Origin of the sequence: Synechococcus sp. WH 5701, assembly GCF_000153045.1 — a bacterium.
In the GTDB taxonomy this organism is placed as follows: Bacteria; Cyanobacteriota; Cyanobacteriia; order PCC-6307; family Cyanobiaceae; genus Regnicoccus_A; species Regnicoccus_A antarcticus.
Genome location: NZ_CH724159.1, coordinates 360842 through 384738, shown reverse-complemented (window position 1 = coordinate 384738; position 23897 = coordinate 360842). Strand labels below are relative to the sequence as shown.

Annotated in this window: 27 protein-coding genes; 6 read left to right on the top strand and 21 right to left on the bottom strand. The window is 65.9% G+C overall.

What is annotated here, in order from left to right:
• Positions 1-570 precede the first annotated feature (570 nt).
• From hsdR to WH5701_RS02805, 14 genes are all read right to left on the bottom strand, one after another.
• A complete protein-coding gene (hsdR, locus tag WH5701_RS02860) occupies positions 571-2865 on the bottom strand; it encodes an EcoAI/FtnUII family type I restriction enzme subunit R (protein WP_006170409.1) in 2295 nt (764 codons plus the stop codon).
• Positions 2862-3245: a HEPN domain-containing protein gene (locus WH5701_RS02855; protein ID WP_037979481.1), complete on the bottom strand. Its 384-nt coding sequence runs from the start codon at positions 3243-3245 to the stop codon at positions 2862-2864. Before WH5701_RS02855 ends, hsdR begins: the two co-directional genes overlap by 4 nt.
• Positions 3232-3615 carry a nucleotidyltransferase domain-containing protein gene (locus WH5701_RS15600; protein ID WP_006170407.1) on the bottom strand — a complete coding sequence of 128 codons (384 nt, stop codon included), beginning with the start codon at positions 3613-3615 and terminating at the stop codon, positions 3232-3234. Before WH5701_RS15600 ends, WH5701_RS02855 begins: the two co-directional genes overlap by 14 nt.
• Entirely contained in the window at positions 3612-4136 is a 525-nt protein-coding gene (locus WH5701_RS02845) for a DUF429 domain-containing protein (protein WP_083781801.1), read from the bottom strand. The genes WH5701_RS15600 and WH5701_RS02845 overlap by 4 nt, the downstream gene beginning before the upstream one ends.
• Complete coding sequence (locus tag WH5701_RS02840; protein ID WP_006170405.1) at positions 4099-4293, bottom strand: hypothetical protein; 195 nt, start codon at positions 4291-4293, stop codon at positions 4099-4101. Before WH5701_RS02840 ends, WH5701_RS02845 begins: the two co-directional genes overlap by 38 nt.
• 249 nt (positions 4294-4542) lie before the next feature.
• Positions 4543-5874 (bottom strand): DUF1254 domain-containing protein, encoded by a 1332-nt coding sequence (locus WH5701_RS02835; protein WP_006170404.1) that lies wholly within the window; start codon positions 5872-5874, stop codon positions 4543-4545.
• 139 nt (positions 5875-6013) lie between these two features.
• On the bottom strand, positions 6014-6472 hold the full coding sequence (locus WH5701_RS02830; protein WP_006170403.1) for an RES family NAD+ phosphorylase: 459 nt from the start codon (positions 6470-6472) through the stop codon (positions 6014-6016).
• A complete protein-coding gene (locus WH5701_RS02825) occupies positions 6472-6924 on the bottom strand; it encodes an antitoxin Xre/MbcA/ParS toxin-binding domain-containing protein (protein ID WP_083781800.1) in 453 nt (150 codons plus the stop codon). Before WH5701_RS02825 ends, WH5701_RS02830 begins: the two co-directional genes overlap by 1 nt.
• The gene (locus tag WH5701_RS17945) at positions 6881-7066 is read right to left on the bottom strand and encodes a hypothetical protein (RefSeq protein WP_006170401.1); all 186 of its coding nucleotides are present in this window, start codon (positions 7064-7066) and stop codon (positions 6881-6883) included. The genes WH5701_RS02825 and WH5701_RS17945 overlap by 44 nt, the downstream gene beginning before the upstream one ends.
• A gap of 221 nt (positions 7067-7287) precedes the next feature.
• On the bottom strand, positions 7288-8118 hold the full coding sequence (locus WH5701_RS16560) for a type I restriction enzyme HsdR N-terminal domain-containing protein (RefSeq protein ID WP_198005121.1): 831 nt from the start codon (positions 8116-8118) through the stop codon (positions 7288-7290).
• Between the two features lie 230 nt (positions 8119-8348).
• The gene (locus tag WH5701_RS02820) at positions 8349-8714 is read right to left on the bottom strand and encodes a TMEM175 family protein (RefSeq protein ID WP_006170400.1); all 366 of its coding nucleotides are present in this window, start codon (positions 8712-8714) and stop codon (positions 8349-8351) included.
• Positions 8715-8763: 49 nt separating this feature from the next.
• The gene (locus tag WH5701_RS02815) at positions 8764-9012 is read right to left on the bottom strand and encodes a hypothetical protein (protein WP_006170399.1); all 249 of its coding nucleotides are present in this window, start codon (positions 9010-9012) and stop codon (positions 8764-8766) included.
• 50 nt (positions 9013-9062) lie between these two features.
• Positions 9063-11399 carry a ribonucleoside-triphosphate reductase, adenosylcobalamin-dependent gene (gene nrdJ, locus WH5701_RS02810; RefSeq protein WP_050751427.1) on the bottom strand — a complete coding sequence of 779 codons (2337 nt, stop codon included), beginning with the start codon at positions 11397-11399 and terminating at the stop codon, positions 9063-9065.
• Between the two features lie 111 nt (positions 11400-11510).
• The gene (locus tag WH5701_RS02805; protein WP_006170397.1) at positions 11511-12809 is read right to left on the bottom strand and encodes a serine hydrolase; all 1299 of its coding nucleotides are present in this window, start codon (positions 12807-12809) and stop codon (positions 11511-11513) included.
• A 54-nt stretch (positions 12810-12863) separates the two neighbouring features.
• Between WH5701_RS02805 and WH5701_RS02800 the strand changes: the two genes are divergently transcribed.
• The 3 genes from WH5701_RS02800 (at position 12864) to WH5701_RS02790 (ending at position 15603) form a co-directional block, all read left to right on the top strand.
• Complete coding sequence (locus WH5701_RS02800; protein WP_006170396.1) at positions 12864-14522, top strand: peptide chain release factor 3; 1659 nt, start codon at positions 12864-12866, stop codon at positions 14520-14522.
• Between the two features lie 60 nt (positions 14523-14582).
• A complete protein-coding gene (locus WH5701_RS02795) occupies positions 14583-14807 on the top strand; it encodes a hypothetical protein (RefSeq protein ID WP_006170395.1) in 225 nt (74 codons plus the stop codon).
• A gap of 106 nt (positions 14808-14913) precedes the next feature.
• Positions 14914-15603 carry a CPP1-like family protein gene (locus tag WH5701_RS02790; protein ID WP_006170394.1) on the top strand — a complete coding sequence of 230 codons (690 nt, stop codon included), beginning with the start codon at positions 14914-14916 and terminating at the stop codon, positions 15601-15603.
• Here the strand turns inward: WH5701_RS02790 and hslO are convergent.
• Entirely contained in the window at positions 15600-16514 is a 915-nt protein-coding gene (hslO, locus tag WH5701_RS02785) for an Hsp33 family molecular chaperone HslO (RefSeq protein ID WP_006170393.1), read from the bottom strand. The genes WH5701_RS02790 and hslO overlap by 4 nt on opposite strands.
• A 19-nt stretch (positions 16515-16533) precedes the next feature.
• On the bottom strand, positions 16534-17181 hold the full coding sequence (locus WH5701_RS02780; RefSeq protein ID WP_006170392.1) for an ABC transporter ATP-binding protein: 648 nt from the start codon (positions 17179-17181) through the stop codon (positions 16534-16536).
• Between the two features lie 84 nt (positions 17182-17265).
• Here WH5701_RS02780 and WH5701_RS02775 point away from each other — a divergent pair, with 84 nt between their 5' ends.
• Positions 17266-17718 carry a DUF3531 family protein gene (locus WH5701_RS02775; protein WP_006170391.1) on the top strand — a complete coding sequence of 151 codons (453 nt, stop codon included), beginning with the start codon at positions 17266-17268 and terminating at the stop codon, positions 17716-17718.
• 8 nt (positions 17719-17726) lie between these two features.
• Positions 17727-18509, top strand: coding sequence for a 16S rRNA (uracil(1498)-N(3))-methyltransferase (locus WH5701_RS02770; RefSeq protein WP_037980124.1), 783 nt, complete (start codon positions 17727-17729; stop codon positions 18507-18509).
• 14 nt (positions 18510-18523) lie between these two features.
• Here the strand turns inward: WH5701_RS02770 and WH5701_RS02765 are convergent, their stop codons facing one another.
• Entirely contained in the window at positions 18524-18907 is a 384-nt protein-coding gene (locus WH5701_RS02765; protein ID WP_006170389.1) for a hypothetical protein, read from the bottom strand.
• A 113-nt stretch (positions 18908-19020) separates the two neighbouring features.
• On the opposite strand from WH5701_RS02765, the gene WH5701_RS02760 reads away from it, so the two are divergent.
• Complete coding sequence (locus WH5701_RS02760; RefSeq protein WP_083781799.1) at positions 19021-19818, top strand: DUF92 domain-containing protein; 798 nt, start codon at positions 19021-19023, stop codon at positions 19816-19818.
• Here the strand turns inward: WH5701_RS02760 and WH5701_RS15590 are convergent.
• The 4 genes from WH5701_RS15590 to WH5701_RS02740 form a co-directional block, all read right to left on the bottom strand.
• Positions 19736-20692 (bottom strand): sigma-70 family RNA polymerase sigma factor, encoded by a 957-nt coding sequence (locus WH5701_RS15590; RefSeq protein ID WP_006170387.1) that lies wholly within the window; start codon positions 20690-20692, stop codon positions 19736-19738. The two genes, WH5701_RS02760 and WH5701_RS15590, sit on opposite strands and share 83 nt — an antisense overlap.
• A gap of 131 nt (positions 20693-20823) precedes the next feature.
• Positions 20824-21504 (bottom strand): GDSL-type esterase/lipase family protein, encoded by a 681-nt coding sequence (locus WH5701_RS02750; protein WP_006170385.1) that lies wholly within the window; start codon positions 21502-21504, stop codon positions 20824-20826.
• Between the two features lie 11 nt (positions 21505-21515).
• Positions 21516-23087, bottom strand: a complete 1572-nt coding sequence (locus tag WH5701_RS02745) for an ABC transporter permease (protein ID WP_006170384.1) — start codon at positions 23085-23087, stop codon at positions 21516-21518.
• On the bottom strand, positions 23084-23839 hold the full coding sequence (locus tag WH5701_RS02740) for an ATP-binding cassette domain-containing protein (protein ID WP_006170383.1): 756 nt from the start codon (positions 23837-23839) through the stop codon (positions 23084-23086). The genes WH5701_RS02745 and WH5701_RS02740 overlap by 4 nt, the downstream gene beginning before the upstream one ends.
• Positions 23840-23897 lie beyond the last annotated feature (58 nt).

The window sequence follows — 23897 nt, the reverse complement described above, 5'->3', positions numbered from 1 at the left end:
CCCGGCGACCCCATTTTCTGTATCTGAATGTGAGCCAGTCGCCTATAGAAGGGTTTCAGCCCTAGTGGAGCGAAGCCGACTTAAAAGCAAGGAACTTCCGGGCTAGAGGATTATGGATAGCTGATAATTTGCACCGGGCGAAATCTTATTTATTTCTGGGCTTGACGGCATGTTGCAAACTTCTCCCAAACGATACCATTACAGTCAGCTTCAACTGTGAACTCTGTGGCATCTGTATCTTCCCAGTCAAGGTGGCACATGGCTCCAGAACACTCAGCTGTTTTTCTAACTGACAGATTCACCGCCAGAGCCTGCCATAACGCATGCCCTCCTGGAACAACAACGACAGGCGATACTCAGAAACTGGCGGAATAATCAGCAACGGCTTGCTCAATGTTCAATATAGCAAGAACCCGGTGAAATGCTCTCATGAAAACCTGTGAGGTCTCCCGATCACTTGCCCGCCAAGAGCTGGTGGGAGTTTCAGCAAGCCCTGGGTGGCGGGTCAGATGCATCGGATTGTTTGGCTCTATCTGTTCTCGGCCACTGGCCTTGGTGAAGCAGGATTCATCAGGCTGAAGTCTCATAAAGATACCTCTGGAAGCCTGAAAAGAGCTGGCCGATTTCTTCTGGTCGTCCCAGATCGGCCACGGCATCAGCAATGGAGTTCTGGTAGCGGAGCTGCAGTAACGGTGTGAGCTTTTCCTGGGCCAGTTCCTGCACGCCCATCGTCACGTAGTGCTGGAGAACAAAATCCAGGAAGAGCTGCTGCTTGCTGGTGAACCTGGAATGGATGTACAGGCGTGCATGCTCGGCTCGCTCTTCGCGGGGGATGGGCTGCAGGGCATAGGCCACATGGGCCAGGACATCGAACAGATCACTGTTCTCGGCATTGATGATCTTCTGCATCTCGGCCAGCTGGGCTGCACCGAAACCCTTCTCCTCGAGGCCCGTTAGCAGCTTACGGCGAGTGTCTGGCGAACTCCAGAGTTCCCGAAGCTCGGCCTCGTCCTTGACGAACTCCGGCAGCTTGCCATAAAGCAGTTCAAGGAACTGCTGCGAACTCATCGGTGTGCCGTCTGGGTGCCAGAAGCTGGTCACCATCATGTGCTGGATGGAGCGTTCCTTGCCATCGCCCAGCTTGATGCGGGCCTTGCTGCGGCGGGTCTGGTCGCTGGTTTCATCCTTGCCGTCGTGGTCCTTGGCTTCCGGGGGTTCGATGGGAGGACGAGGTGGTCGAGAGACAACGTCTTCCGGTTCCGGGGGTTCGCCGTCCCACTCGGGATCGCTGAAAAGTTGATGCGCTTTTACGAAGTCGTAGATGGTGAAATAATCCTTGCCGTCGTACAGGCGGGTGCCGCGGCCGATGTTGCGCACATTGCGGGCATCCACGCCGGTGGAAAGCTTCTGGGAGGTGGTGAGGATGGTTGGGATGGACTTCTCATTGTCCTGGAAGGTCCGCAGCCAGGTGTTGCCCAGTTCGCCATCATTGGCAGTGACCCGCTGGCAATAGTTGGGATCGGTGCTGGTCTTGAGCTGGTTGATCAGATCACGGATCGCCAGGGCGTGATCCTGGGTGGCGCAGAACACCAGGGTTTTCTCACATTGATCGATCTGACCCAGAAAGATCTCAACCCGCTGCTGTTCCCGCTGTTTGATCTCGATGATCCTGTTGAAGTCAGCCTCCTTGTAGAGCTTGCCTTCCTCGATCTCGCCTTCCACCACCGTGTCGTCGGGCGTGTAGACGTACTCATCGAGGGTGGTCGTGACCTGCTTAACGCGAAAGGGAGTGAGGAAGCCATCATTGATGCCTTCCTTGAGGGAGTAGGTGAACACCGGCTCGCCGAAGTAGGCGTAGGTGTCGGTGTTGTCGGTGCGGCGGGGGGTGGCGGTGAGGCCGAGCTGCACGGCGGGGGCGAAGTACTCGAGGATGCCGCGCCAGGTGGATTCGTTGTTGGCGCCACCGCGGTGGCATTCATCGATCACGATGAAATCGAAGAAATCGGGCGGGTACTGGCCGAACCAGGGGGAGGGCTTGCCGTCCGCCGCCGGTCCGCTCATGAAGGTCTGGAAGATGGTGAGGAACACACTGGCGTTCGTGGGAACCCGGCCCTTCTTGCGCAGTGCATCAGGTTCGATGCGGGCCAGGGCGTTGTCTTCGAAGGCGGCAAAACCGGTGAAGTCGTTGAAGGCCTGATCGGCGAGGTTGTTCCGATCAGCCAGGAAGAGGATGCGGGGCCGGCGGGTGGCCTGCCAGGAGAGGTTCCAACGGGCCTGAAACAGCTTCCAGATGATCTGGAAGGCGATCGAGGTTTTGCCGGTGCCGGTGGCCAGCGTCAGCAGGATGCGGTCGTGGCCGCTGGCGATGGCCTCCAGCACACGGGTCACGGCGATGTCCTGGTAGAAGCGGATCTGCCAGCTGCCGCCCTTGTCGGGATAGGAGATGGCAGCGAAGCGATTACGCCAGGCGTTCTCCTCGGCAAAGGTACGGTCCCACAGGTCCTGCGGCGTGGGGAAACCGGCGGCCTCGGCCTCCTCGCCCGTGGCCATGTCGATGGCGTAGACGCCCTTGCCGTTGCTGGCGTAGGTGAAGCGGATCTGCAGCTTGGCGGCGTAATCATTGGCCTGGCCCACGCCTTCGCTGAGTGACAGGGTGTCGGCCTTGGCTTCCACCACCGCCAGCTGGGTGTTGCGGTAGGTGAGCACGTAGTCGGCGGTGAGCGGCTTGCCGCGCTTGCCGCCGCCCTCGATCCGGCCGGGAGTGATCGAGAACTCACGCCGGATGCGGCTGCCTTCCACCACGCCCCAGCCAGCCGCCGCCAGCAGCGGATCAATCAGTTCAGCGCGGGTTTCGGCCTCGTTCATGGGATCAGCGCGGCCACGTGGGCGTGCAGGTCAGCGCAGAGCTGGTTCCAGGCGGCGCGATCGAGGTGTTCCAGCTCCGGCTCTTCGTCGTAGCGCCACACCACAGCAAAGAGGGTGAAGCGGCTGAGTCCAAGGAAGGGCTCAACAGCGGCGCCCTGGTCGCGCAGCATCTGAAACAACAGCCTGAGGTTGTGACTGAAGGGTGGTTGCTCAGGCGTGAGCACCAGCAGCCAGGCCTTCAGAGTCTTCTCGATCGCCTGCTGCAGATGAAATCCCCAGGTGGATTCCTCAAAAAGGGACGGATCCGCCATGGCCATCGCGGTTCGCAGATCACGGTGCGCGATGCGCAGAAAGCCGGACGACGTTTCAGCCGGGGCCATGCAGTGGCTCCGCAGGATCCAGCCGCCGCCCATAGCGGAAGGCCTCGGCGATCACATTGATCCCCCCACGACGACGATGCTCCACCTCGCTGGCGGAGTAAAGCAGCAGCTCGATCGGGAGGCGGTGATGGGCCAATTTCCAACCCAGGGCATCCGTTTCCTCCAAACGCGAATGGCTGGCCAGCCAGGCATCCGGCACGGTGACCAGAAGATCCAAATCGGAATCGGGGCGGGCAGTGCCGCGGGCGCGGGAGCCGAACAGGCGTACTTCAGCGCCTGGGATGGCTGCCTGGATCTCGGCCGTGATGGTGCGCAGCAGTGGCTCATCCACCACGTAGTGATAGCTGGAGGGGCGGGCTGAGGCGCTCATGAAGGGCAGTCTGGCCGAACTCCACGGCTGGAGGCCATTGCGGCAGGGAAGCTGGGAACGATGATCAGGCCCGATTCCGGCTCGCCATGGATCAGGCACTCCCCACCGGTGGCGGCGTGGTGGGCGGTGAGGGCGCACAAGGCGGCATCGATCCAGTCGATGTTGGTGAGCGGTGCCAGGTCGATTCCTGCTTGCTGCAGCAACTCACGCCGCTGCGTGCGCTTCTGGGGCGCCTTGGCCTTGCCGGCGCGCAGGTGCCAGGTGATGGCATGGGGGAAGGTTTCCGAGCAGCCAGGCCCGGCGATGGGCAAGCGGCAGATCAGGGGATGGGACGCCGCCAGCGCCTGGTAGAGCTTCTCCCCCTGCAGCATCCAGCCGAAGTAATCGGTGCGATGGGGGGTGTGGGCCTTCTGACGGGTGGGGGAGGAGAAACACCAGATCCCCTTCTGCATCAACTCCCGTTCACAGGGCCGCGCGCGGCCATCACTGCTCCAGCGGCAGGGGGCATGGATGGCGATCACACGTGCCTGTCAAGCGGGCCTCGTCCCACTCCAGCGTCTCCCGCAGGCGACCATTGCCCGCAGATCCGCCCAAGGCGGCGAGAGCGCCGAGGAATTCATCGTGGAGATCATCGTTGCTGCCGGCGTCGCTCAGCGGGCTCTCAGCGGCGTAGGACAACGGGGGGAAGAGTTCAGTCTCCTCAGGATGCCAGGAGGGTTACGACCGGGGCAAGGCTGAACGGTGCTGGGCTCCGCCCAGGGGGGCAAGGTTATTCCCGCAAGATTGAACCTTCCGAAGGAGTGAAGCAATGAGGGTTCAGTGGGTTTTTTATGTGCCTAACGCCGGGCACAAGGCTCCGCCGTAGGCGGCCGCCTTGTGCCCTTGTTAATGAAACCGAGGGGGACTCGTCCGTGTTGGCTTAGGGGATCACCGCGTCTTTATCACGGCCGGGGGCGCCCATCGGCCATCAGTGACCTCGCTCTTGGGTGCATACACTCGCATAGTCAGGTTGAAGTCTCCTGCCGGTGCCGGCAGCCAGTTCGACTCTCTCTCGGCCCCAGGCGACACATGCTGGATGTACAAATCGACCGAGCCATCCGCGTTGAACGTGAGTGCATCGCGATCGCCGATGGCGTTTCGCTGCAGGTCATTGGCGGTTGGGAACCCATGCTCGTCGTACAACGTAATCGACCAGAAGGCCTGAGCGGGCGGAATCTCATTCTGGGCGAAGTGCAGCACGTACTGGTTTGCCCCGTTCAGCGGGTTGCCGTCCGCGTCGCCGATGTTCAGCGGATAGACCGCGTCCTCCGGCAGGTTGGCGCCCAGACCGACCAGCGCGACAATGGCCCGCTTGAGATAGTAGTTCCCATACACACCCATCGTGTCCGTGTTCATCTGCCAGCCATTCACGACGCGGGCAAGCGTTGGAATCTTCGCCCGCATGGCCTTAAGAGCGGCAGGCGCTGCGCGCTCCAGTGCACGCTTGACAGCCAGATCAGCTTTCCCGAGATCAAAGGACTTGCCGGGGTCGATCCCGAATTGTCGCATCCGCGCGACAATGGGTTGGTCTGTGATGTGCGGCGGATTGACCTTCAGGAGTTCAGCGGCGTAGCCGAAATACTTGCCCGCGTCCATACCATCAACCTGCGTCATCGGAGGCGTCTTCATGTCCACGGTCGGATCAATCGTTGCCCTGACCGGCTGCGGAGTCTTGCCCAGCTGTGACAGTGGCGTCGTCGTGTAGCCAGTTTGCACCTGATGGACGGCCCCGTAGTCCTTTTCGCCGTTGGTCTGCGTGCGCCCGATGATCCAGACATAGGGCGTCGGCGCGTCGATGCGCTGGACGCCTTCGGGAAGCCTGCCCTGCCAACCGGGCGGCACAACCGCGAAACGACCTGCGCCGGTGCCCGTCGTGCGCTTGCCAGGGCAGGCAAACACGTCCGACCACATGTCGAGCATCGGGAGCATGTAGTAGCGGTCCTGCGTGTCCGGAACCGCGACCACCATCGGTTCTTTCGTGAGGTCCAGCCAAGCGATCGAGTACAGCGTGTCGAAGTTTGGCCGCACAACATCGCGGAAATCCGCCGGGGGGAATGCCGGGACGTGCGTGAAGGTGTTCATCGGTCCACGCCCGAAGGCCTTCCCGGCTTCGACGTTGACAGCCTGACGCCGCGTCGCGTCCATCACAACGAGCGGGTAAAGATAGGTGTAGGCCTCGATTCCGATCTCGTAGGCTTGCTGCTCATCGATTTGGTTCATGGGTTCGATTTCCTTTCGTGTGCTTTGTTAAGTTTCTGCCAGCTAACGCTTGCCATCGTCTGGCTGCAGTGAGTGATGCTTAAAGCAGATTAGCTCGCGGTGGCGGCACAGATGGATGGCGTTGTTGGCTGGCTTCTCGTCATAAGAGCCGCGTATCGAACGTGAAAGCCTCATCGCTGATGATACGTATTTTCTGCGCTTCTGGATGCCGAGGATTGAGCAGAAAGTTGCGTTCGACCGTGATGACTGCGGACGGCACGTTCAAAGCCGCAGTGCGTCCGCTCGTGAGCCACGAAGACCCGAGTGCTTGGAGCGATGCAGGAGCTGGCACGGAATGCCAGTCCTCCGGCAGCGTGACCGGTTCGAGTACTTCTGTGGTCAGGTCATCAGGGATTTCGATGGCGAGCAGCCTTAAATCGGTCGGAGCCGTGAGTGGATCGACATGGACGAGCACTTCCAGCGCCGCGAGCGCCGCAGAGGTGGCGGTGTAGACAATGGGATGCCCCTTGATGTGCCAGCGTCCAGAGGTGTACATACCGCCGATTCCATCAAGCGCTATATCCACGTAGGGCTTGCGGCAGATCCGCCAAACGCGCATCAGCTAAAGATCCCGTAGTTGAGGCGCAGCAAGACTTCTTCGACCTGACGAGCGCCGATTTCGGTGTCTAGAAGATCGAGAGGCATCTCGCACCCCAGTGCACGGTTGGGAGTTTTCAGCCACACGCGGGCCTTGTCGATGGAGCCAAGGACCTCGACGGCCTGCGAGACCACTCTTGCAACCCGATAAAGCCGATCAGACTCCTGGGGGTTGAGGTGTCGCGCCTCCTTCCTGCGGGCGACGGTTCGAGGAGGGATCCCGAAAACTGCTGTGAAGTGCTGCGGAGAAATTTCGAGTTGCGTTGTCAGCGCCACAAACGCGGAGAAAGGCAGACCACTGCGGACAGCATCGCGAAGCCCGGCCAAGCTGGTTGCTCGCAGACGCAAGATTGAGGCTGGTCCTCCCTGGTCAGGGCTGAAAGAAGCAGTTGTCGGTGCGTTCTGACTTGCCATCTGGCAATTTTAGCACGGCCATCTGGCGTCGCGAGGCAAGCCGCTCGTGGGAGTCTCCAGTATTTCCGAGGCCCACGACCATAGCAAGGTGCATGTTGAAGTTCTTGCCGGTAGGAGTCAAAGCAAGGAGCAGGAGCTGCATATAGTTAACACCTTCGAATGGATCAACTACAACGGATCTACCGTTCCCGCTGGGAATTATTGATGCCGAGCACTCCAGTGTTCATGTTGCTTGCGTCAAATGTTCCAGTCATCATCGGCCCTGCCAACGCTCAAGATCAGCGGCGGAGCGTATCCATATGCCTTCAGAAGGTTCGGGAATGCCCGGCCGCTGGATCTTGATGTTGGATGGCAACAGGAGAGTCATGTTGCCTCTTCAGTAGATGAAAGCTTCCCTAGGTAGTGGCTGGTTAGTGATTCTTTGGATACCAGCTCGTACAGCTCCGGGAAGCGTAACTTGAGGTCTTGTCGCTCACATTCAAAGAGTGGCTCAATGTCGTCGTACGTGCCACGACCAACACGATAGACATGCGTACTCTGGCCATCTGTTACCATAAAGAAGTCGCACTGAGTCCAGTAGCAGTAGCTTTTGGCTTGATCATGTGCTTGATGTAGCTGCCTTGTCTTAGATAGATAGCTGTCACGCTTAGCCTCGATCGTCATAAGTGGCTGCCCCTTTAATGCATCTAGTTGTGAATTGAAAGCAGCATGATCAATTACTAAAGTTGAGCCGCGTGAGCCGTGCGATGCCGGAACGGGCATGCCATCAAACCTGTCCTCTTCAGAGTATCCAAGACGGATGAGAAGTGGAACCGCGAATTTGATCTCTACTTCCTTTTCGGTTCTTAATAACAAGCTGGCAACTCTGTCAAACCATCCATCTGAATTCCAGCTCCGAGGCGGAGAAACGCCTCGGCTTATGCTCTCGACCGAGTCTTTGGCAATGGAGAGGTAAATCCAGTCTTCTGTACTTATCTCCCAATTGTCCCCGTACCTCACCAAAGGTGGATTAACAACGAGGCCCGCTTCGCTTAGAGCCTTAGTAATTTCAGCCGTATTGCTGTCCGATCTCTTTTCGTAGCCAAACTTGGCGAGAAGGGTACGAAGCTTTAGACGCTTCGAATCTGATGCCGCACTCTCGACATCAGAGGCAAGAGCCTGGGCGATCGCGGGGAATTGATCAGGTGATTTCATGTGCAGAGTATAAGATCGGATTGCCCTTCCAACCTGTCATTGGATGGTTCCGGGAACCACCCGCCACTGTCTCCCCCATTCCGTGAACCACTTGCTGACCAGCCTCGGTGATGCCACGAACCCCTGATGAGGTCTGAGTTTTGCACACCGGTCCCAAAATGGGAGCGATGGTTCTCTGACCAGAGAACCATCGGTTCACAGCGATGCAGTCCGTTGGCCGGATCATCAGCTCACTCCTCCAGCAGGGCCTGCTCGATGCGTCGATCGGGGATGATCCAGATCAAGGCCACCAGCACATACACCGCTTGCGCCAGCCATGGTGCTGCGAAGGCAGCGAGCACGGCAAGGGCATAGAGCAGCAGCGAGAGGCGGCCCTTCAGGTCGCGGCCGATGGCCTTCCGCAGCAGGGAGTTCTTCCCTTCGTTGCTGATAATCGCCTGCTGCAGGATCCAGTAGGCCACGGCGGCCAGCAGCAGGTTGAGGCCGTAGACCGCCGTGGGCAGGGCGGCGTAGTGGTTTTCGCCGATCCAGCGGGTCGCGAAGGGAACCAGCGACAACCAGAAGAGCAGATGCAGATTGGCCCAGAGCACCCCCATCCCTGAAAGCTTCGAGGCGGCCGCGACCCATGGTTGAACTCCTGCTGAATCAGTACAACGACGAGCAGGTGCTCGTATTGGTGAGCTTCATCAGCGACCACAGCGCGCCATATTGAGCCTGGGAGAGCGACAGCTCGGTTTGCATGCGCTTGCCCATCGGTGAACCCGGTGCGGCGGTGGCCCCCAGTTCGGTGTTGATCACCGCCAGGCCCTGGCACATCTTCTCGATATCGGGGTTGAGATCGCTGCTGGCCCGAGCCGGGAGGACAGGCAGAACCAGGACCAGCAGGCTGATCACCAGGCCCGCCCATGGAGCTTCTAAACCCGCATGGCGCCGGCTGCAAATACTCATGGGGCTGGTTTGGCCAGGGGCAGCAGGCACTTGTCGGAATCGCAACCGGCAGGACCAGCTTCCACCAGTTCACCCTGGTCGTAACGCTGCAGCGCCTCGAAGAAATCAGCCGTGCGGCGGCGGGCAACCACCTCCTGCTGCAGGCGGGTGTAGGTGGCCAGATCGATCGGCTCGAACGGCAGCCGCGGGAATGTGGCATTGGCATCGAAGCGGGCCAGCAGCGCCGCCGAGATGTAACCCTCACCGCCATCGATCGCCTGGTGGATCGCTTCGGCCAGCCCTTCGATCTCGTTCTCGCGGAACTCCACCGTGGCGGAGGTGTTGTGGGCCGTGTAGTGCTTCTGCACCTGCATGTAGAAGTCGAACTGGGCCAGGGCCGAGAAATTGTTGATCTCCACCGCATCGGCGCCGGGGATGTTCGCCCAGCTCACCTCGGTGGGGATCTCCACCAGCCATTCGCCGCAACGGGGATCGAAAGGATCATCCAGCAGCCGTCCGTTCTCGTCCTTGTCGGATTGGCTGGGCACGATCGTGTAGCCGTAGTCCATGCAGGCCAGGGCCACCGGATCGTTCTTGCGGAAGGTGATGCGGCGGATGAAGCGTTGCGCCTTGGGCGGGTGCCAGCCGGGGCTGGCGCCGGTGAGCAGGCTCTTGGTGCCGGCCGGTTGCACGGTGGTGCAACGGTTGGGGCGGCGCAGGCCATGGCGGTCGCAGTAGTCCCACACCGCCTCGTTCACGATCTCCTTCCAGCGGCCCAGATACTCCGCTTCCTGGGCCTTGAACGCCAGGCCTTCCTCGGTTTCAGGGCGGCCCTGCTCCCACCAGCGCAGCCAGGGCGTGCCGAAGGCATGCACGAAGAAGTCGAACAGGCCGGTGAAGCTCACCCCCACGATCGGATCCCAGGCGCGGCTCTGGCGATAGCGCTCCACTTCGAAGTCGTGGTTGAGCAGGCAGGCCACCGCCAGGCCACCGGCCCTGAAGGCATCGGCCTGGGCCTGGTGGTCGGCGGGATCGATCCGGTTCAGGTGGATCTCGGCCAGGTTGCAGTGGAAATCAGCGCCGAGGATCTCGCCGCAGGGATTAAGCCCGTAGCGCCCCAGCCGGTGCTCCAGCTCGGCGGCCGTGATCTCGGGGTGGTGCAGCTGCAGCCAGCGGCCGGCTTCCTCGCGGCCCTGATCAACATAGATATCGATGAACTCGCTGCGCAGTTCAGCGGTGGGCAGCAGATCGGCATTGGAGCGGGCGATGGCTTCGGGAGCGAACTGGATCGCGCCTTCCCCGCTCTGGAACTGCTTGAGCACCGCCTCCAGCACCACCTCCTTGCTGGGGCGGCTGTGGAACACCCGCGTGTGGTTGGCCATCCGCAGTGCATCACGCTCGGGGTCGATGCTCCAGTTGCCACTGGCGTCCTGCTGCCAGAGATTTTCCTTGGCGCCAGCGGCGGAGAGATCCTCGGCGGCGAACTGGCGCATGCCGGCGGAGCGCCTGATGTTGCCGGCCACGATCGTGACCGCCGCCTCATCAATCAGCAGGCAGCATTCCACCGAGGTGAGCCGGCGGCCGATCGCCTTGTTGAGGATCTGGGCCACGCGGCCGTAGAGGTCCCCCAGCTTGACGGGGTTGGCCATGCCGCCGAAGCCCTTGAGCGTTTCGCCCACCGGCCGCACGTCGGAGAGATCCACGCTCACCCGGATCGGGCTGTCGGCATCGAAACGCTCGTCGCTGCAGAGCTCCAGCAGCAGCTGGTAGCTGTCGACCCAGCCGCGGCGGGTGTCACCCACCTTGATCGCCACCCGCTGCCCCTCCACCGTGTGGCTGGTGGCCTCCTGACGCGCTCCGGCCGGGGTGAGGCCGATCGGCGTCACACTCTCGATCACCAGCCGGTTGCGCACCAGCGGCAGGCGCTCGATCAGGTGCGGCTCGATGATGGCGCCGGTACCGCAGCCCATCATCGCCAGGTCCATCATCAGACCGAAGGCTTCCCAGTCGATCAGGTTGGTGGAGGTGCAGTTGTAGGCACCGGAGAAGTTGTGGCGCTGCTCGATCCAGGGGGTGCCGCCGATCCAGAGCCAGCGCCCCGAGGGCAGGGCCTGCTGGTGCTTCTGCATGCGCCGGATCAGCTCCACCTCCGCCGCATCGAGATGGCCCAGCTGGCGCAGTCCCTCCAGATTGCGCTCGGACACCTGGTGCCAGCTTTCGCGACCGCCCTCGGTGCGGCGGGAATAGGTGCGGTAAAAAACGGGGTTCGCCGCCGGGGCGGTGGCCGGGAAATCGGGCTCCAGCAGGCCGTTGGCACCGATCTGGCCGCCCTGAAGGCGCCCAGCGGGATCGATCAGATCGGGGCGCGCTGGGGTGAGGGTCACGGCGGAGGGGGTGGTCAGGTTCGTGAACCATAACGCCACCCGTAGGGGGTGCAAGCGCTGGCGGCCACCAGTGGCAGTGCCTTACCGAGCGGCTGGGTTCGGCTCCACCATCGGGTGGCCGAGCGCGGCCGCCAGGGCCTGGGCAATGCGCGATGCGGCGGACTGACACGGACCGACACCAGGGTTCCCGGGCACGGTCGGCTGGCCCTCCGCGCAGGTCTGCCCCGAGGCGATGTCGGTGTTCACCATCACCACCAGGGTGATGCCCTTCGGCTTGTAGTGCTGCACCTCAGTGTTGAAGCCCGGCAGCTCCCCCTCATGGCCGTACCAGTCGAGGGCGCGGGCGAGGCCCATGCCATAGGCCCTTGCCGGGGTCTGGGGCGCCCGTGCATCAGGCCCGAGGTAGATCGGGATGGTGAAGTCGAACGAGGCGAGGCGCTTGGCCTGGGTCGCGCCCGAGAGGATCCCCTTGCCGGTGCCGAGCGCTTCACCCCACACCAGAAGGTCGTTGAGATTGGAGATCATCGCCCCGGCCGTCCACCCCCACGACGGGTTCCAGTCCGTGGCATCAACCGGTTGTCTGCCCTTGACGCCCTGAAGCGTGTAGCCCTGGGCGTGCGGCGCCGCAAAGGTCGCGTCGGTGGGCATCAGCGTGTGGTCGAGCCCCAGCGGCTTGAGGATCTGCTCAGCCAGCACAGTCTCGATGGGCTTGGCCGTGACTTGCTCGATCACCATCCCCAGCAGCACGAGGTTGGTGTTCGAGTAGAAGACCATCTCTCCCGGTGGGAACAACGGCGCGTCCTGTTTCACAAGGTCGACGAGCTGCTGGGGCGTCCACGGAGTATCGGGATCGGCGAAAAGCGCGTCCTGGAAGCTCTGGTTGAAGGTGTAGCTGGGGATGCCGCTGCGCATCCCGGCCAGCTGGGCCAGAGTCGCCCTGCCGTTGGGCATTCCCGGCACGTAGGTCTCGATGGGGTCGTCGAGCGAGAGCGCGCCCCGCTCGGCCAGTTGGAGCAGCGCCGTCACCGTGAAGGTCTTGGTGACGCTGCCGATGCGCTGGTTGACGTCCGCGGCCATAGGCACGGTCCTGGCCCAGTCCTCGTAGCCAAGCGTCGCCACCCAGGTGCCCTCGGCGGTCTTCACGGCCATCACGGCGCCGGGTGCACTGGTTTCTGCGAAGGCGGCACTGGCGGACTGGTTGAGCGCCTTGGTGGTTGCGGCGCTGAGCCCGCTCTCCACAAGCGTGATCCTGTCACTTGCCAGCGCCGTGGTCTCTGCTGCCGGTCGGTCGGCGCCATAGACCACCGAACTCATCACCAGGGCGGTGGTGAGAGCCAGGGCCGAGAAGCGTTTGATAATGAATGCCCCAGGTTCCCTCAAGCTAGATCGGCTTCGCGGGCCGCTCGCCACAACCAGGGGTGGCAGGCTGGGGGGATGACAGCCCAAGCCTCAGCCCCGGCCGCCCAGGCCGCCGATCCCGAGCAGCAGGCCCTGGCTGACGCCGTGGCCCGGCGCCGCAACTTCGCGATCATTTCCCACCCCGACGCCGGCAAGACCACCCTCACCGAAAAACTGCTGCTCTACGGCGGTGCCATCCAGCAGGCCGGGGCGGTGAAGGCCAAGGGCGAGCAGCGCAAGGTCACCTCCGACTGGATGGAACTGGAGAAGCAGCGCGGCATCTCGATCACCTCCACCGTGCTCCAGTTCGACTACGACGGCAGCACGATCAACCTGCTCGACACCCCCGGCCACCAGGACTTCTCGGAAGACACCTACCGCACACTGGCGGCCGCCGATAACGCGGTGATGCTCGAAGACGCCGCCAAGGGCCTCGAGCCCCAGACCCGCAAACTGTTCGAGGTCTGCCGCATGCGGCGGATTCCGATCTTCACCTTCATCAACAAGATGGACCGGCCGGGGCGTGAGCCCCTGGAGCTGATCGATGAGATCGAGAGCGAGCTGGGCCTCACCTGCTGGCCGGTGAACTGGCCGATCGGCAGCGGCGACCGCTTCCGTGGGGTGATCGACCGCCGCAGCCGCGATGTGATCCTGTTCACGCGGGCCGAACGGGGCCGTCAGGCCGCCGAGCAGCGTCTGGCCGCCGGCAGCCCCGAACTGGCCGAACTGGTGGAGCCGGAACTCCTGGCTCAGGCCCTTGAGGAACTGGAGTTGCTCGATGGCGCCGGTGCCGACCTCGACCTTGAGCTGGTCCATGCCGGTGAACTCAGCCCGGTGTTCTTCGGCTCGGCGATGACCAACTTCGGCGTGCACCCCTTCCTCGATGCCTTCCTGGAGCTGGCCCAGCGGCCCGTGGCCAGGACCAGCCATGGCGGCCCCGTCGATCCGCTGCGACCTGAGTTCAGCGGCTTCGTGTTCAAGCTGCAGGCCAACATGGACCCGCGTCACCGCGACCGCATCGCCTTCGTGCGGGTCTGCTCGGGCCGCTTCGAGAAGGACATGAGCGTGCGCCATGCCCGCAGCGGCCGCACCATCCGCCTCTCCCGTCCCCAGAAGCTGTTCGGCCAGGACCGCGAGGTGGTCGATACCGCCTACCCCGGCGATGTGATCGGCCTGAACAACCCCGGCATGTTCGCCATCGGCGACACCCTCTATGTGGGCCCGAAGGTGGAATACGAGGGCATCCCCTGCTTCAGCCCGGAAATCTTCGCCTGGTTGCGCAACCCCAACCCCTCGGCCTTCAAGAGCTTCCGCAAGGGGGTCAATGAGCTGCGCGAGGAAGGTGCCGTGCAGATCCTCTACGACACCGACGCCAGCAAGCGTGATCCGATCCTGGCGGCGGTGGGCCAGCTGCAAATGGAGGTGGTGCAGTACCGGCTGGAGAACGAATACGGGGTGGACACACGCCTGGAGCCCCTCGGCTTCAGCGTGGCGCGCTGGGTGGTGGGCGGCTGGCCGGCGCTGGAGAGTGTCGGCCGCATCTTCAACTGCAAGACCGTGCGCGACGCCTGGGACCGGCCAGTGCTGCTGTTCAAGAACGAGTGGAACCTCAACCAGCTCAAGGAGGATCACCCCGAGCTCGAGCTCAGCGCCGTGGCGCCGGTGGTGAGCGGCGTCGAACCGATCGCGATCTGAGCCACAGCCCGCCGCCGGCCTCGCCAGAATCAATTGCAACGAAAGGTCAAGGTAACGGCCATGCCTCAGCCGATCTGGCTGGTTCGCCCCCGCAGGGATGGAGGTTCTGATTACGTCCGCTTTCTGCCCAGCCAGGAAGCCGTGGAAATCCGCGAAGGCAGCCACCTGCCCCCCCAGTTGCCCCTGCTCAAGAGCCGCCACTGGCTGGCGATCGACGAAGCCGAGGCCCGGCGTCTGGAGCTGCAGCAGGACGCGGGCTACCACTGCAGCGAGCCCCTGTTCTGAGCCGCAGCAGCAGGGCCGGCAGGTCTCAATCGCCCCCTGACGCACAGCCACACGCCCCGCGCCTCGATACGCTCGGGCCACGACCCAGCCCCACGCACCGGAGGCCATGACCAACGGTTCTGAACCCGCCCCCAGCGGCAGCCCCTACGAACGGCTTGGCGTCACCCCCGACGCCAGCTTCGATGAGGTGCAGATGGCCCGCCAGCGTCAGCTGGAGGCGGTCGCAGGCGACCCCCAGGCTCGCGCCAAGGTGGAGGCCGCCTACGACGCGGTGCTGATGGAGCGGCTGCGGGAGCGGCAGCAGGGCAAGGTGAGCAGCGCTGCGGTCACCGCCTCCAAGCGCGAGGAGATCAAGCCGGCGCCGGCGAGGGTTCCTTCGCGGCCTTCCCTGCCCCAGCTGCCCTCCCTGCCCCAGCTCAGTGGCGGCAACAAGCTGCAGGCCCCCAGCTTCTCCATGCCCAGCATTGCCCTGGCGGACGGGCGCGAACGCTGGTTTCCCCTGGTGGCCGATGGCCTGCTGCTGCTTCTGGTGCTGATCACCCCGCCCGGCTCAGCTGAGGTGCTTCTGGCCTTGGCCACCGGCGTCACGGTGGTCAACCTCAGGCGCCGAAACGGCCGCTTCCTGGCCGCCGTGGGCTGGAGCTTCGCCCTGCTCAGCGTGGGCCTGCTGCTGGGAGGTCTGCTCACCCTGGGGCTCGATCCGGCCCTGCCCCTCGGTCTGCCCCTGGCCCTGAATCAGGTGCAGAGCCTGCCGGCCCTGATCCTGTTGCTGCTCGGCGCCCTGCTGATCGCCTAGGCCAGCGATAGCTCGGCGATCAGCTCCCGCAGTTCCCTTTCCTCCACGCCATACACCTCGTTGCAGAAGTGGCAGGTGAGCTCGGCGCGGCCGTCTTCCTGCAGGATCGAGGCGAGCTCCTGCTCACCCAGCAGCCGCAGGGCATTGACGCTGCGGCGGCGGGTGCAGGGGCAGTGAAAGGTCACATCCTGACGGGCCTCGGCGTCCTCCAGCAGCTGGGGATCGAGGTCGGGGAAGATGTCTTCCAGCAGCAGTTTGAGGTCGTCCTTGCAGGCGGCCAGGCGAGCACTGAAGCCAGTGATCTCCCGGCAACGCTCCTCCAGCAGCGCCACCAGCGCCGGCTCCCGCGCCGCCTTGGGCAGCACCTGCACCAGCACTCCACCGGAGCAGCGCACGCCGCTGCTGTCGATCTGCTCGCCCACGAACACCGCCGAGGGGGTCTGCTCGGAATGGAGCAGGTAGGAGGCCACGTCGTCGCCGATGCCGCCGCTCACCAACTCCACCGTGCTGCTGAACGGCTCCCCCTTGCCCAGGTCACGCACCACATGCAGGTAGCCGGTGCCGGTGGCCTTGCGGAAGTCGAACTGATGCAGGCCCTCGGCGTCCTCGATCAGATCGAGCTCCAGGCCGGGGTTGCCCACATAGCCGCGCACACTGCCGTCGCGGCCCGCATCCACCATCAGCCCGCGCAGCGGGCCATCCGACTGGATGCGCAGGTTCACCCGCCCGTGGGCCACCTTCATCGAACTGGCCAGCAGCAACCCCGCCGTCATCGCCCGCCCCAGCAGCGCCGTGGTGAGATACGACAGGCCATGGCGCCGCCGGGCGTAGCGGCTGGTGACGGTCGTGAGCGCCGCCACCAGGCGGATTCCCCCATCGGCCGCCGTGGCCCGTACCAACTGATCGGGCATCGCTGCGCCCTCCGCCAACTCAGGGCATCGTACGGAGCGCCGGCAGGGCCTGAAGGCCCCCGTCGCTCAGGCGCCAGGCCTGCCTCACCACGCTCTGGAACACCTCCGGCTCATGGGTGACCACCAGCAGAGCCCGCTGGCGGCCGAGCTGGGCGATCAGCTGCAGCACCTCGTGGCGCACCGACCAGTCCAGCCCTGCGGTGGGCTCATCCAGCAGCAGCACCTTCGGGTCACGCAGCAGCTGCACCGCCAGGGCCAGGCGCCGCTGCTGGCCGCCGCTGAGCCGCTCCGGCGCCTGCTGCAGCGACACCCCCTGCAGACCCACCTGGCCCAGCACCGCCTCCAGCCGCTCGCTCCCCAGCCGGCGCTGCCCCAGCTTCAGCTCCTGGCCCACGCTCAGGCCGAGGAAATGGCGTTCGGGAAACTGGAACACCAGGCCGCTCAGCCAGCGGCGCTGACGGCCCGTCACCGGCTGGCCCTGCCAGAGAATCGTGCCGCCGCTGGGTTCCGCCAGCCCACTGATCAGCTCCAGCAGGGTGCTCTTGCCGCTGCCGCTGCGACCAGCCACCAGCACCGGCTCGCCCACGGGCAGTGTCAGGCTGAGATCGCGCAGCACCGGCTCGGGGGTGGTGGCCGGGTGGTAGCGGATCGATCGGAGCTCCAGCATGGCGGACCACGGACCGCACCAGCTTGCAGCAGCCGCCACCGTGTTTGATGGGGTCACCAGTCGATGCTGGAAGGAGCAACGCCCATGGACATTCGCTTCCGCGAGGTGGATCCGTTCAACTGCTGGATCTGGTTGCGCTTCCCCAATCCCCCCGGTCAGGGGGAGAAGGGATACATCGACACGGTGTTCGACAGCTGGTTCTTCCTGGGCAAGCTGGGCGGGTTCAACGCCGAATGCCTGCAGGTGCACGAGGAGGGGATCGACCTCAGCGCCATGCACTACGACATTGAGGCCGCCGAGGCGACTCTCCCCGCGCTGATGCACAGCATGGGTGAACCGGAATACCGCGACGCCTGGTGCCGCTGCTGGGTCGACCTGGGCACCAGCGATGGGGTGGCTCTCGATGTGCTCATCAACGCCCTGCGTCAGCTCGACAACGACGTGGTGGAGATCGAGGAGATCGTGATCGGCGGCGTCAATGACGACTGGCCAGTGGAGGAGGTGCCCGAGGCCCTCTTCCCCCACGGCGCCAACTGAGGCCAGTGGTGCGTGAGCTGCGCCGCCTGCTGATCGCCCCCGAGCGGCTGGCGGCCGGCACCACCCTGGCTCTGGCCCCCGAGGAAAGCCGCTACCTCAGCCGCGTGCTGCGCTACGGCCCCGGAGAGCGCTTCGCCGTGGTCGACGGCTGGGGCCAGCTCTGGAGTGCGGTGCTGCTCGATGGCCCCCAGGCCCGCCTGGAGCAGCCTCTTGGCCAGCCCCTGCAGCGCCAGGCGGCCGCCAGCCCCTGGCTGGAGCTGGCCGTGGCCATCCCCCGCCTCGACTTCGACGTGGTGGTGCGCATGGCCTGCGAGCTGGGGGTGGACCGCCTCCAGCCCCTGGTGGCCGAGCACGGGGCGAGACGGGGCAGCTGGAAGGCGTCCCGCTGGCAGGCGATCCTGCGCGAGGCCTGCGAGCAGTGCGAACGCCTCTGGCTGCCGCAGCTGCTGGAGCCTCTGGAAGCGATCACTTACCTGGGCGAAACACGGGCTGCGCTGGCCCTGCTGGCCAGCACCCGGGAGGCGGAGCTGCCGTTGCTGGGTACTGCCCTGGCGCAGGCCCCAGCCGATCCACTGGCCGGGGCCATGGATGGGGTGGCGCTGGCGATCGGGGCCGAGGGAGGCTGGAGCCCAGCGGAAGGCGCGGCCGCGCAGGCAGCCGGCTGGCAGGCCGTGAGCCTCGGCCCCCACATCCTGCGCACCTCCACAGCGGCCGTGGCGGGATTGGCCTCGCTGGTGCAGTGGCGGGAGGAAGCCAGGGGGAAACCACTGGACGGCAGCCTCGATCCCTGAAGGTGGCGCTCAGCTCAGCGGCCGAGCATGCCGCTGGCCATCTCCTTGAACAGGCCCAGATTGGCGCCGGCGCGGCGGCGGGCCCGGGGCAGCGCGCCGGATGGGATCAGGCACTCGGGGGAGAAGGTGACGACGCTGGGGGCCGGGCGGTTCTCCTGCTCACGGCGCAGCTCGGCAGCGATCGCCTCGGCGGTGGTGAGCGCCGGGGCCGCTGCAGCGGAGGCGGAGGACGAGGAGGTGGCGGCGGGAGCGTCAGCACCCGCAGGGGCAGTTACGGCCTCAACCGGTTCAGCCTTGGCTCGCTTTGCTGGCTTGGCGGCCACGGGTGCCACCACCGCCGGCTTGGCGTCCGCGTCCTTGTCGAGGTTGAGAAAGAACCCCTTGGGCTTGAAGATCATGACGCCGGCCAGCCAGGACGTTTGGGCTGATTATCCGCCGCCGCGGCTCCGCCACCGCCAGCCCTTAGGGGAGTGCAACAGAGGCCTGCCGCGGCGCCAGCGCCGGCAGCGCCATGGGTGCCGGGGAAACTGGTGGTCATCGTCCGTGTGCCGTGCTGCCCGCCTTGCCCTCCGCCCCGCCGCCTGCGACCCAGTGGCTGCTGGCCTTCGTGATCAATGCCGTGCTGATCGCCCTGGCCCAGCGGCTGCCGCTGCTCACCAGGGCCGGCTGGGTGCACGCCGGCATCCTCGGCACCCTGCTCTGGGGCTCTCTGGGCTGGCGCGGCTGGCTGGCAGTGGTGCTCTACCTGGCCATGGGCTCGACCGTGACCCGGCTCGGGATCCGGCGTAAGCAGCAGCAGGGGCTGGCAGAAGGCCGTGGCGGCCGGCGCGGGCCCGAGAACGTCTGGGGCTCGGCGGCCACCGGTGCCGTGCTGGCCCTGCTCACCACCGTGCCTGGCGCACCGGCTCCGCTGTTGATGTTGGGCTTCGCCGCCAGCTTCGCCGCCAAGCTGGCCGACACCTGCGGCAGCGAGATCGGCAAACGCTGGGGCCGCACCACCGTGCTGATCACCACCCTGCGGCCGGTGCCCCCGGGCAGCGAAGGGGCCATCAGCCTGGAGGGGACCATCGCCAGCCTCGGCGGCAGCGCCGTGATGGCCGCGGCTCTGCTGGTCCTTGGCCTGCTGCCCACCGTCGCCGCGGCCCTGCTGGTGGCGGCAGTGGGGCTGGTGGCCACACTGATCGAGAGCCTGATCGGCGCCACCCTGCAGGGGCGTCTGGCCTGGCTCAGCAATGAACTGGTGAACGGTCTGCAGACCTTGATCGCCGCCCTGCTGGCGATGGGGCTGGCCCCGCTGCTGGAGCTCTGAGCGCAGGGGCCACCACGGGCGAACGCACCGGCCAGACCGGCGGGGCCTGGCGCGCCAGCACCAACTGCTGGATTTCTTCGCGCAACAGCAGCACCAGCGCATCGAAGCGCCGTTGGCTGGCCCGGGCCGGCAGCCCCTGATCCACCCCAAGCCGCCGCCAGGACGCACCATGGAGCACCCGCTCCAGCATCAGCTGGCGCAGGCTGGGATCGAGCCGCTCCAGCCGGCGCTTCAGCCAGCGCTGGTTCTCGCCTTCGCAGCAGAGGGAATCCCCCTCGTGATCGGCGCGGCAGGGATCAGGCAGCTCCCGGGCCGGCAGGCGCTCCAGCAGCGTGTCGCCCCGCTCCTCCCCATCGCTGGCGGGGGCATCGAGGCTGCGCAGCCGCAGGGCCTGATGCAGCTCCAGCGCCTCGCGCCAGCGTTGCGGCGAGCAGCCCAGGGCCGCAGCCAGCTCCTCCTCCCCCAGCGCAGGCAGCTGGCGATGCTGACGCTGCTGCAGCAGGGCCTGGCCACGCCGGTGCAGCTCGCGCAGCTGACGGGAGCAGCGCAGAGGCTGCTCGTGGTCACGCAGGTGGTGCTGCATCTCCCCGCGGATGTAGAGCACAGCGAAGCTGCTCAGGGCGGTGTGGCGCGACGGATCAAAGGCCTCGATCGCGCGGATCAGCCCGAGGCAGCCCAGCTGCACCAGATCGTCGAGCGGCACCCTGGTGCTCCCGCTCTGACGCACGGCCACCTGGCGCACCAGGGGCAGATTCAGCTCCACCAGCCGGTTGCGCAGGCGGTGGTCACCGCTGCTGTGAAAGCGCTGCAGCAGCTCGGCATTGCGGCTGTGGAGGTCCTGGTCCTGGTGGGGCTGGGGTCGTGGATCGGGCATGGTGGGGACAGCGGTGGGTCCGTGTTTCCACCCTCTGCCGCCTGGCCCCGGCGGCGCTTCACCCCATCCGGGGAACCCACCTCCCCCAGATGGGTGATTGATCCGGTGGATGGATGAAGAGGCCGGCGAGCTCAGTGGGCCGGCGTGCGCTCCAATCGCGTCTCCAGTCCCGCCCAGGCCAGCAGGGCCGGCCACTGGCGCATGTGCTCGTAGACCCGGCCATGGCCATCGGCATTGAGATGCAGGCCGTCTGCACTGAGCAGCCGGCTCCAGTGGGGATCCTCAAGCAGAGGCTCCAGCAGGGGCAGGAAGGGCACATCGGCCTCCAGGCAGGCCTCCTCCAGCAGGCGCTCGTACTGGTGCACGGTGGCCAGCTGATACCAGAGGCAACCGGCGAAGGGCATCACCGCCTCGTCCACCGGCGTCAGCCCGATCACCAGCACCGGCGCCAGGCGCACCGCCTCCCGCAACAGCTGCTGCAACCCGAACAGAAAAGCCTCCGGCGCCAGCTGGTGGCGGCCGTCGGGCCGCCCGACCCGGGCGGTGTCGTTGAGGCCCACGCCGATCACGATCCCCTGGGGTGCCTGACGGCGCAGCTCACCCCGGGAGCTCACCTCCGCATGCAGCCGCGCCGCCAGCCGCTCCAGGCCATCACCACGCACCCCAAGGTTGTAGAGCACGGGTCCATCGGGCAGCCCCATCCAGTGGCGCCGCAGCCGCTCGCACCAGCCGCCGCCGTCAGGATCACCCCAGCCGTACACACCGCTGTCCCCCAGGACGATCAGCTTGCGCGGCGTCGCGGTCACGGCCATGGGCTCGGGCGTCAGGCCGCCAGCAGGCGCCGGCGGAGGCGGTCGCTGAGATCTTCCCCCATCAGGGTCAGCACCACATAGACCGCCACCAGGGCGATCAGCTGATCGATCGCGAAGGAACTGAGAGCCTCCAACAGCAAGCTGCCCAGCCCGGCCGCACCCACCAGGCCCACCACCACCGTCTCGCGCAGGATCACATCGGCGCGGTAGGCGCCATAGGCCAGGTAGGAGCGGGCCAGGGCACTGAAGCGGCCATAGAGCAGGGCCAGCCGCGGTCCGGCGCCGGCGGCGGCCAGGGCCTCCTCCGCCTGCAGCGGCGCCGACTCCTCCGCCTCCAGCAGCAACCGCCCGAGGATGCCCAGGTTGTGGAAGGCCAGAGCCAGGGCGGCCGTGAGCACCCCCGGTTGCAGCACGAACAGCAGCAGCAGGGCCGTGAGCGGCGGCGGCCAGAGGCGCCCCAGGGCCCAGACGGCCTGCATCAGCACCCGGCCCCAGGGCCAGGGGGCCATCAGCAGCAGCAGCAACGGTGCACTGCCCACCGCCAGGGCGGCCGCCAGCAGGGTGAGCCCGAGGGTGGAGCCGATCAGCGAGGGCCAGGGCAAGGCCACCACCGCCGGCCAGTCGGCCGTCCAGGGCGGGAGGGGCTGGAGTTGCCCCAGCTGCAGCGGGTTGACCCCCAGGGCCACGGCCACCAGCACCAGCAGCGGCAGCAGCAACAACAGGCCCAGGGCCACCTCCCGGCCACCACGCCCTACGGAGCGGCGCGTCAGACCGAAGCGGGCCGGCATCGCCCAGCGCTGACGCAATACCCGAAGCATGGCCTCCAGAGCCAGCATCACCAGCAGCAGCATCCACAGCCCGCTCCAGAGTTCACGGAACTGCAACGACTGGAGCGTGAGGCGCAGGTCGGTGCCCAGCCCGCCAAGACCGAACACCCCCAGCAGGGTGGCGCTGCGCAGGGCGCACTCCAGCCGGTAACCGCCATAACTGATCACTCCCGGCTGCAGCGCCGGTCCCAGGGCTGTGAGCAGGGCCGGGCCCGCCGGGGCACCCTCCAGGCGCAGGGCTTCCAGTCCCTGGGTGGGGAGAGCGTCGAGCAGATCACTCACCACCCGAGCCACCAAGGCGGCGTAGGGGATCGTGATCGCCAGCACCGCCACGACCGGCTGCAGGCCCAGCAGTTGCAGCAGCAGCAGGCCCCAGAGCAGCTCATGCACCGCCCGCGGCACCGCCAGCAGCCGCCGGATCCACTCCGCCGGCCAGGCGCCGCCGATGGTCGTGCGCCACACCGTGCGGGAGCTGAGCACCCCCCCAAACAACCCCAGCGCCAGGCTCAGGGCCCAGCCGAGCAGGGCGATCCCCACGGTGACCTCAAGGCCGGAGAAGGCCGAGCCCAGCACCAGCGGATCCAGCGACGGGCTGAAGGCCGCCCCGGCGAACTGGCCGATCAGGTCCCAGCCGCCGCCGTGGCTCACGGCAGGCAGCACCAGCAGCACCGGCAGCCAGACCAGGGCCGGCAGCAGTGGCAGCAGCGGCGGGGCCAGGCGCAGCGGCCCCCAGCTCCAGGCGGATGTGGCCGTCATGCTTCCGAGCGGTAGAGGGCCGCCAGCTGGGGGCCCGCCAGCGCCGAGGGCGCCGCATCCAGCACCACGCGGCCCTTGCGCAGGGCCACCACCCGGTCGAAGCCATCGAGCAGATCGGGGCGGTGCAGGCTGAGCAGCAGGGCGCGGCGGCCGCTGGCCTGCTCCAGCAGCAGGCCCAGCAGGTCGCGCGCCAGGCGCGGATCCAGGTGAGCCAGCGGTTCATCCGCCAGCAGCAGCAGAGGGTCCTGCCGCAGCAAGCGGGCCAGAGCCAGGCGCTGGCGCTGGCCGCCGGAGAGGGCGGTCACGGGTTGCTCCAGCAGTTCAGCGCTGAGGTCGACCCGGGCGAGAACCGCCGCGTTGGCGGCGGTCTCGATGGGCAGCACGAGGTTGAGCAGGGCCCGCGGCCAACCCCAGCGGGCCAGCCGCGCTGCGTTCAGGTTCTGCTGCACCGTCAGCTCCTCGATCAGGCGCAGGTCCTGCCAGAGGGTGCCGATCAGAGCCTGCTGCCGCCTGCGCCGGCGCCTGGAGCGCGCCGGTGCGGCGCCGTTCCAGAGCACCTCGCCACGTTCAGGGCTGAGCAGGCCATTGGCCACGGCCAGCAGGGTGCTCTTGCCCGCACCGCTGGGGCCCACCAGGGCCACCCGCTCACCCGGCCGCAGCTGCAACGACACATCGTCCAGACGGGGGGCGGTGCGGCCCGGCACACGGACGGCGCGCAGCTCCAGCAGAGGACGGTCGGGGGAGCTGATCAAGGCAGGAGATTCAGGCCGGATGAGAACGGAGACCACTCAGTCGCCAGCATCCTGGGGC

Excerpts from the sequence above, each read along its gene's own strand:
- hsdR (WP_006170409.1), bottom strand. The coding sequence starts at position 2,865 with ATGAACGAGGCCGAAACCCGCGCTGAACTGATTGATCCGCTGCTGGCG.
- WH5701_RS02855 (WP_037979481.1), bottom strand. The coding sequence starts at position 3,245 with ATGGCCCCGGCTGAAACGTCGTCCGGCTTTCTGCGCATCGCGCACCGT.
- WH5701_RS15600 (WP_006170407.1), bottom strand. The coding sequence starts at position 3,615 with ATGAGCGCCTCAGCCCGCCCCTCCAGCTATCACTACGTGGTGGATGAG.
- WH5701_RS02835 (WP_006170404.1), bottom strand. The coding sequence starts at position 5,874 with ATGAACCAAATCGATGAGCAGCAAGCCTACGAGATCGGAATCGAGGCC.
- WH5701_RS02830 (WP_006170403.1), bottom strand. The coding sequence starts at position 6,472 with ATGCGCGTTTGGCGGATCTGCCGCAAGCCCTACGTGGATATAGCGCTT.
- WH5701_RS02825 (WP_083781800.1), bottom strand. The coding sequence starts at position 6,924 with ATGGCAAGTCAGAACGCACCGACAACTGCTTCTTTCAGCCCTGACCAG.
- WH5701_RS17945 (WP_006170401.1), bottom strand. The coding sequence starts at position 7,066 with ATGCAGCTCCTGCTCCTTGCTTTGACTCCTACCGGCAAGAACTTCAAC.
- WH5701_RS16560 (WP_198005121.1), bottom strand. The coding sequence starts at position 8,118 with ATGAAATCACCTGATCAATTCCCCGCGATCGCCCAGGCTCTTGCCTCT.
- WH5701_RS02820 (WP_006170400.1), bottom strand. The coding sequence starts at position 8,714 with ATGGGGGTGCTCTGGGCCAATCTGCATCTGCTCTTCTGGTTGTCGCTG.
- WH5701_RS02800 (WP_006170396.1), top strand. The coding sequence starts at position 12,864 with ATGACAGCCCAAGCCTCAGCCCCGGCCGCCCAGGCCGCCGATCCCGAG.
- WH5701_RS02795 (WP_006170395.1), top strand. The coding sequence starts at position 14,583 with ATGCCTCAGCCGATCTGGCTGGTTCGCCCCCGCAGGGATGGAGGTTCT.
- WH5701_RS02790 (WP_006170394.1), top strand. The coding sequence starts at position 14,914 with ATGACCAACGGTTCTGAACCCGCCCCCAGCGGCAGCCCCTACGAACGG.
- hslO (WP_006170393.1), bottom strand. The coding sequence starts at position 16,514 with ATGCCCGATCAGTTGGTACGGGCCACGGCGGCCGATGGGGGAATCCGC.
- WH5701_RS02780 (WP_006170392.1), bottom strand. The coding sequence starts at position 17,181 with ATGCTGGAGCTCCGATCGATCCGCTACCACCCGGCCACCACCCCCGAG.
- WH5701_RS02775 (WP_006170391.1), top strand. The coding sequence starts at position 17,266 with ATGGACATTCGCTTCCGCGAGGTGGATCCGTTCAACTGCTGGATCTGG.
- WH5701_RS02765 (WP_006170389.1), bottom strand. The coding sequence starts at position 18,907 with ATGATCTTCAAGCCCAAGGGGTTCTTTCTCAACCTCGACAAGGACGCG.
- WH5701_RS02760 (WP_083781799.1), top strand. The coding sequence starts at position 19,021 with ATGGGTGCCGGGGAAACTGGTGGTCATCGTCCGTGTGCCGTGCTGCCC.
- WH5701_RS15590 (WP_006170387.1), bottom strand. The coding sequence starts at position 20,692 with ATGCCCGATCCACGACCCCAGCCCCACCAGGACCAGGACCTCCACAGC.
- WH5701_RS02750 (WP_006170385.1), bottom strand. The coding sequence starts at position 21,504 with ATGGCCGTGACCGCGACGCCGCGCAAGCTGATCGTCCTGGGGGACAGC.
- WH5701_RS02745 (WP_006170384.1), bottom strand. The coding sequence starts at position 23,087 with ATGACGGCCACATCCGCCTGGAGCTGGGGGCCGCTGCGCCTGGCCCCG.